General features: G+C 38.7%; 9 protein-coding genes. 6 read left to right on the top strand and 3 right to left on the bottom strand.

Going from position 1 to position 6,423, the window contains the following annotated elements; translation table 11 throughout:
• Positions 1-393: 393 nt before the first annotated feature.
• The 3 genes from FJ218_10490 to FJ218_10480 form a co-directional block, all read right to left on the bottom strand.
• The gene (locus FJ218_10490) at positions 394-1,047 is read right to left on the bottom strand and encodes a VWA domain-containing protein (protein ID MBM4167329.1); all 654 of its coding nucleotides are present in this window, start codon (positions 1,045-1,047) and stop codon (positions 394-396) included.
• Positions 1,048-1,319: 272 nt separating this feature from the next.
• A complete protein-coding gene (locus tag FJ218_10485; protein MBM4167328.1) occupies positions 1,320-2,225 on the bottom strand; it encodes a hypothetical protein in 906 nt (301 codons plus the stop codon).
• A 122-nt stretch (positions 2,226-2,347) separates the two neighbouring features.
• Positions 2,348-2,989 (bottom strand): class I SAM-dependent methyltransferase, encoded by a 642-nt coding sequence (locus FJ218_10480; protein MBM4167327.1) that lies wholly within the window; start codon positions 2,987-2,989, stop codon positions 2,348-2,350.
• A gap of 405 nt (positions 2,990-3,394) precedes the next feature.
• Here FJ218_10480 and FJ218_10475 point away from each other — a divergent pair, with 405 nt between their 5' ends.
• The 6 genes from FJ218_10475 to FJ218_10450 form a co-directional block, all read left to right on the top strand.
• Positions 3,395-3,634, top strand: a complete 240-nt coding sequence (locus FJ218_10475; GenBank protein MBM4167326.1) for a hypothetical protein — start codon at positions 3,395-3,397, stop codon at positions 3,632-3,634.
• A 133-nt stretch (positions 3,635-3,767) separates the two neighbouring features.
• Positions 3,768-4,010, top strand: coding sequence for a hypothetical protein (locus FJ218_10470; protein ID MBM4167325.1), 243 nt, complete (start codon positions 3,768-3,770; stop codon positions 4,008-4,010).
• Between the two features lie 11 nt (positions 4,011-4,021).
• Positions 4,022-4,690, top strand: a complete 669-nt coding sequence (locus tag FJ218_10465; protein MBM4167324.1) for a hypothetical protein — start codon at positions 4,022-4,024, stop codon at positions 4,688-4,690.
• 157 nt (positions 4,691-4,847) lie between these two features.
• The gene (locus FJ218_10460) at positions 4,848-5,510 is read left to right on the top strand and encodes a hypothetical protein (protein ID MBM4167323.1); all 663 of its coding nucleotides are present in this window, start codon (positions 4,848-4,850) and stop codon (positions 5,508-5,510) included.
• Positions 5,494-5,961: a hypothetical protein gene (locus FJ218_10455; GenBank protein ID MBM4167322.1), complete on the top strand. Its 468-nt coding sequence runs from the start codon at positions 5,494-5,496 to the stop codon at positions 5,959-5,961. Before FJ218_10460 ends, FJ218_10455 begins: the two co-directional genes overlap by 17 nt.
• On the top strand, positions 5,954-6,423 hold a 470-nt coding region (locus tag FJ218_10450), incomplete at its 3' end, for a hypothetical protein (GenBank protein MBM4167321.1). The genes FJ218_10455 and FJ218_10450, both read left to right, overlap by 8 nt.

Genomic DNA, 6,423 nt, shown 5'->3' with positions numbered 1-6,423 from the left:
TAAAGCGTTGGGGAAAACACTCTTTCATTTTTTTTCGGGTTGGGTTCGTGTGAGAGCAAAAAAATGAAAGTGTGTTTTGTGCGGTTGCCATAGAAATTCAAAGTATTTTTTTTTGTGCGGTGGCGGTTTTTTAATTATTTATTTTATTGCGGTTGCCTGTTTGTTCAAAGCGGTCAGTCCGTCAAGTTTGCTTTCAAAAAACTGTCCGTTCAAAGCACCAAAGTTTCAAGTTAGCAGGGTGCTAATAAGCTTGCGGGTAACGTTTTGGCGCTTGGCGCAGTGGCGGGTTTCGGAGCACAAAACTGTCAACATAGCACAAATGTTGATGCGAGGTAGAATGTTCAATTAACCACGTCACCCGCCATTGAGCCAAACGCCTGTTAGTAGCCGTTTTTATTTCTTTTCTTTATCGTCTTCTGTGTCTTCAAAATAGTTTGATGTCGTGTCTTCGTTAAAACGTATTTTTTTACTGTAACTAGCTCTTGAACTTCTGTCTTTCTTAAACATTTTTTTAATGTCAGCTTCATTTTTTTCAAAAACCATTGTGTTGTTGATGGAAAGCGAAATTGCAATTTTTTCTACATCGTGGTCTGTCCCAATGTATGTAAATGTCCAACGATTTTGTTTAAGTTCTTCAACAAGTTTTTTTATATCGCTGCCCGAGAATTCTTTTGAAGCGTTTTCTTCTCCGTCTGTCAAGATTGTAACAAGAACATTATAGTCTGTTTGTCCTTGCAATGATTGTTTCAGCTTGTTAATGCTAAAACCCATTGCGTCAAATAGTGGTGTAGAAGCGTCAGGATTATAGCTCGTGTCGTTTATTTGTTTGAGTTTGCTTGCGGGGTCAATAAAGTGAAGCAATTTTTGCCCTAAGCCGTTAAATGACACGAATGAGATAAAATGTTCCTGTTCGGGAAATTGTTTTTCAATTCCCTGAATTGTCTGCACTAATTCGTTGAAACCTTGAATAATTGTGTTTTTAATAGACGACATTGAACCACTTTCGTCTAAAATAATTAGGTTGTGAACCTGATGTTTCTTTTCCATATTTTTCTTTTTACGTTGTTAATTGTCTGTTTATTTAATGTTGCACTAAAATGGCTACTAACGAGCCGGGGCTTGGCGGAGTTTGTTTTTAAGGGATAGAAATACCGATACTTGCCGCAAAAAATGCGAACAATAGAAACGAGAAGAATACCCAAAAGTGGTTCGCATTTTTTGCATCAACGCTAATCTAAATTAAATGCCCAACACTTCCACTAAGCACATCACCCCTTCAAAAACAAATTTCGCTAAGCCCCGTGTTAGCAGCCGTTTTTTTAGTCAATGTAGATGTGTTTAAATGTTTCAAAAATTGGATGCAGTCTCTTTAAGTAGTCCTTATTTAAAATTTGTCTTGTCAGGTTTTCAATGTGAACTACTCTTGTCTGATGAACAATGTCAGGCAAGAGAATTTGAGAAATTAACTCCTTTGTCCCTTTTAAATCTTGATTTGCCTCTGGAAATAAAAACACAATAGTCGTCAAGTCGTCTATGTATGAAAGGTTGCGAACAACTTGGTAGTTTTTGAAAACAAAGTCTTGGTTAATAAACTCAGGTCGTAATACCTTCTGAAGTCGGGGTTTGTAAATGGTGTCGTATTTATGAATGTGTCTCTCGTCCGCAACGGTTTTGCCAAACTCGCTTTCCGTATATTTTATCTCAAACAATACTTTGTGTCCCTTTTGAAGCTGAACGAAAAAGTCAAAATTTGTCGACTCATTGGCGTCTAAAATTTTCTCAAACTCACAAGAAGTAAAAAGATTGTTCATTAAAAATTCGTCTTCAAGTTCCCCAGCAAATTGGTCGGATAGTAACTCGTTTTTAATAGCAAACAATTTGTCCATATTTTCTTTTGAAGTCCTAAAGGTCGGTGCTACCTCAATGATGCGATGAATAACAAAAGTCAGAAGTCTTTTGTCATAATGAAATAGCGGAAAGAAAAGATTAAAACAAAGTGCTTGTGATGAATTTAGATGATGAAAATATTGATGAAGTTTTATGTCTGTCCCTTTGTAATAAGTCCAAAAGTCGTCCCGAAATGCTTCTATGATATTTTTCTCTTTTTGTTCAATGGGTAATATATGGTCGTAAGGCAAGTCTCGCCAAAGTCCTTGTTTAACTGTCAAGTTTGCCTTTTTGTAAGCTGAAAGTTTTACTTTTCTGTCGTCTTGATAATTCGTCATTTTGTTAATGTTTTAATTTGTTTGTATGTCGTCCGAAAATGGCTGCTAACGTTTTGCGTGCAGGCGCTCGTAGCCCTGTGTTGCGCCTGCGGTAGGGCTATGGCGCTTGCACGCTGTTAGCACTAGTTTTTCTTCTTTCTAATAAGAAAATGTGTTCTTTTTAGATTTCCTATGCTTTCTGTTCGTTCTTCACAAAATTCTAATCCGAATTCATTATTTAATTTTTCAAGTTCTTTCTTGGAATAAAAATATTGTGTAGGAACTAAATGAAATAATTGGATTTCTTGTCCTGTTTCTGCTGTTGAAAACCAAGGAAAATGAGTTAAAGTGTCTATTAGTATATACTCGCATTTATCTAATAGAAATTTGAAGTTTTCCCAAGTTATTGTCTGTAAATTTCTGTCAATAATTCCGTTAATTACACCACCGAATAGAAATACAATGTCACACTTCATAGTCATAAGTTCTTCGACTCTTTCCATAAATTCTTTACTTGAAATGTCACTTTGTATTATTTTCTCTTTGAAATGGCTATCTTCTATTAGGTTCTGAAATTTTTCAATGCCATAGAAATTCATTTTTTTTTCAATCCACATTGGAAAAGTCCTATGCCCTGTCCCGCAACCAATATCGAGAATGTTTTTTACAGCATATTTTTCAATGAAATACATTTCATTCTCAGATACTTGTCGACCACCACATAAATTGTCTTGTTGGTTTGTGTTCGTTCTCTGAACCCATTGATTGTATTGTTCTTGTCCCATTTTTTATTCGTTAATTTATTGTTTCGGTCTGTTAAAATTAGTGCTAACATTTAATTATGCGAACAAAATCTACATTTTATTTCGCAAACCCGCAATATGAGTGTTGGATTAGCGAAACTATATAAAAATATCTGCGACAATGTTTTTGCTTTCTCAAATACATTTTTTACGCGCAAAACATACAAAACATTTTTCGCTCATCAAAGCGATCATTTTCTCCCCAAAAAAAAATTTCATTTTTCGATTTCCCTTTCCAAAACACATTGAACCTTTGCGAGGTTTGCATCTGGCACTACTCATCGGGGGGCGGGGTATGGAACCTAAATCCGCAAGAATGAAATTGAAATAGATTTTGGTATAAGAATAATGTAAGCGAACGCTTGCATTATTTTTTTCACAACTTCTATGAATACACAACCATGGCTTCGGAGGTTTCATCTTGTGACGGAAGATTACGAAACAATACTCCTTTCCGACAAAGATGGCATCTTTGAAGAAAATCTCCCCAACAGTATGCAACGAACAATTCATTTAGGAATCAACGCACGACAGCAATTAGCGCATCATCTTCAGAGCGATATTCATTTGCGCGGCGGATTAACTTCCATAGACCGCGAAGATGCACAGCGATATTTGCGGTATTGAGTTGCATACGCACTACACAGATAAGACAGTATTTGAAACACGATACTGTCTTTTCTTTTTTTTTCAAGTTTGCAGACGCTGTTCCTGCATTATGTGAACAGCACAACACAACAACTACAATCAAATCATTATTATGGCAAAACTTATCACTATCAACTACGGCGCAGAGAATCCGTTTCTCCAAAACTTCTCCGATAATGCAACAGTAACCGACATTCTCGAAAACGAAGTTGCAACGGAAACTCTGGGCTATGACCCGAACAATGTAAGTGCAACCGTGAATGGAACACCAATCTGTGAACCGGATACCTTCGTTCCATCAAACGGCTCCAGCATTACATTACAACCAAAACCTGCAACGAAAGCAAATTCATAACCGTTTGCAATATGACCGAAATCGTCATTACACCGAATGGGATTGAAGAACGCGAAGTCAAGAAAATCTATACCTATCCGCAATTCATCAAACAACGCATTGTGAATACGGTGGGATTTACCTCGTCTGAAGTTACGAAAGACCTTCTCCTCAATATCAGTTCGCAAGGATTTATGTGGGCATTTAAGAAGAAAGAACTCGTCCTCAATACCTACTGGAATCTTGGAACATTTCCTGAAGGAAGTTTTCTCTATCCAACATTTTCTTCTGCAAAACATTCCGTGCTGCAAAAGAATGTGTGGAAAGTCCCTGAGTGGCTGACAGTGTTCGTTTGCGGTAACTGGGAAATGAGTTATCTCGTTGCTCACTACAATACGAAACTGTATCAACTGCCGCTTCCCAACATTTACGATGATAGTCGTCTCTGTTTGGGAAACGCATGGAACCAAGGGAAAACGATTACGACCATCAAAGAGAAAGTCAATGAACGTCTCGATGCAACGGAGTGGAATACGGATTTATACATAGCGTGGAAAGAACAAGCAGCAGATTTGTTTGCATTCTCTCCTGATGGTAAACAACGCGACATTGCAACGGATAAAGGTGAGAATCTTGATGCTTACCTTCAATCGAAACTTCAACCGTGTCAAAACTCCCGGCTCCTATGGCTCACACAATAGAACAACAGTTCTTCGATGAACTGAAAGCGGAATTGTTTGTTGATGAAGAAAACAAACTTCTCAACCAACTCTTTGAACAATATCTCTTAACACAATACCGGGACGACATTACCGCTCCCGCATTTGCAAACTTTCTTAAAGAATACAGCATCTTTCTATGATCTATCTTATTGGCTGCGGCGGAGTAGGCTCATACCTGCTCCCCGCACTTGTTCACGCAACGCACGACACGATTACGTTATGTGATGGCGACGTGATTGAATCAAAAAACTACGAGCGTCAGAATTTGCCACTGGGATGTTCCGGAGAAAAGAAAACACAAGCGTTGCTCAATGCATTCTACTTGAACACAAAACAAGAGACACGACAACGACTTCTTTCTTCCCCGGAATACATCACCGGACAGAATTTCTTTCCCGAGCGTAACAGCATCATCTTTTGCTGCGTGGATAATCATCCGGCAAGAAAAGTATGTTTAGCAAAAGCCGATGAGTATTCCTGCAAAGTAATACTCTGCGCTAATGAATACGAATCAGCACAAGCATATTTGTATTTGCCGGAATGGAAAAATACACCGCGCGATTATCGTGTGAAGTATCCCGATGTTCTCACCGATACACGATTTGACCCGACACAACGCGGATGCAATGAAGCGTTGGAATCATTTCCGCAACTCGCAATCTTCAATAACCTTGCTGCTGCGCTCGGACTTCAGTTATTTCATATTCTGAAAACAAAGAAGTTCCGGCAGTCAACAGCAATTGGTTTTGAAGCCAATTACAATAAAATAAATACTATAACCTATGGCACTCACCGATAACCTTGAACTCGCTGTGCAGTATCGTCAAACGGATATTGCACAACATATTCTGATGAATACACTCGGAACGAATGATATTCCCCTTGATGAACAACAACTCCGGCAACGCTTGCTGGAGAAAGTCAGGAAGGAAAAACCACCACCGAGAAGAATGCAACAAGATGTTCGTTTCCTCAGAGTAAAATACAAATGGGATGAATACGGACATTGTAATTACTACACACGGTATTCTTCCGATGAAGAAATAGAAGTCCCTCTCTCTGTTATCCGTGAAGGATTTGAAGCAGTGAGAGAATACATTCTTGAGAATGTCGAGTATGATGGCGAATCGCAAGAAACGGATTACGATGACTTCGATTTGGATGGACGGGATAATGAAGAATTCCGTTGGGATGATGTCGAAAACCAAGTTGATAACATTCTGGAAGAAGTCGGAGGCAACGATGATTAGTTACAAAGGAAAACTCTATCAGCATGAAACGAACTCTGTCTTTGAAGGAATGTTTCCCGTAAAAGACAACACGCTCGAAGAAGTGAAACAGTTAGAACTTCACTGGACGGGTGAGTTCATTCCTCTTGATGTATGGAAATCCATCATCGCATTCTTTCGCTGGGGATTTAGTGAATTCAATAGTGAACAAACCGTGCGGCTCTATTACCACAAGGAAAAAAAGGAATGGAAAGTCTGGGCGTTTCCTCAGGAGTGTCGCGGCTTAGCAGTGCGGGAAATAAAGAATGAAGATTACACGCGACAGTTGGAAGCAATCGGTGAAGGATTTCTTCCGATGGGGTCGGTTCATCATCATTGTAATATTTCTGCATTTCAAAGCGGAACGGATAACGACGATGAAGTGGATTCAGATGGTTTGCATATTACGGTTGGACAACTCGATAAGCAGCAACTTGACATTCA

This window comes from Ignavibacteria bacterium (assembly GCA_016873775.1).
Taxonomy (GTDB): domain Bacteria; phylum Bacteroidota; class Ignavibacteria; order UBA10030; family F1-140-MAGs086; genus JAGXRH01.
This window is presented reverse-complemented; position numbering and strand designations above follow the sequence as displayed.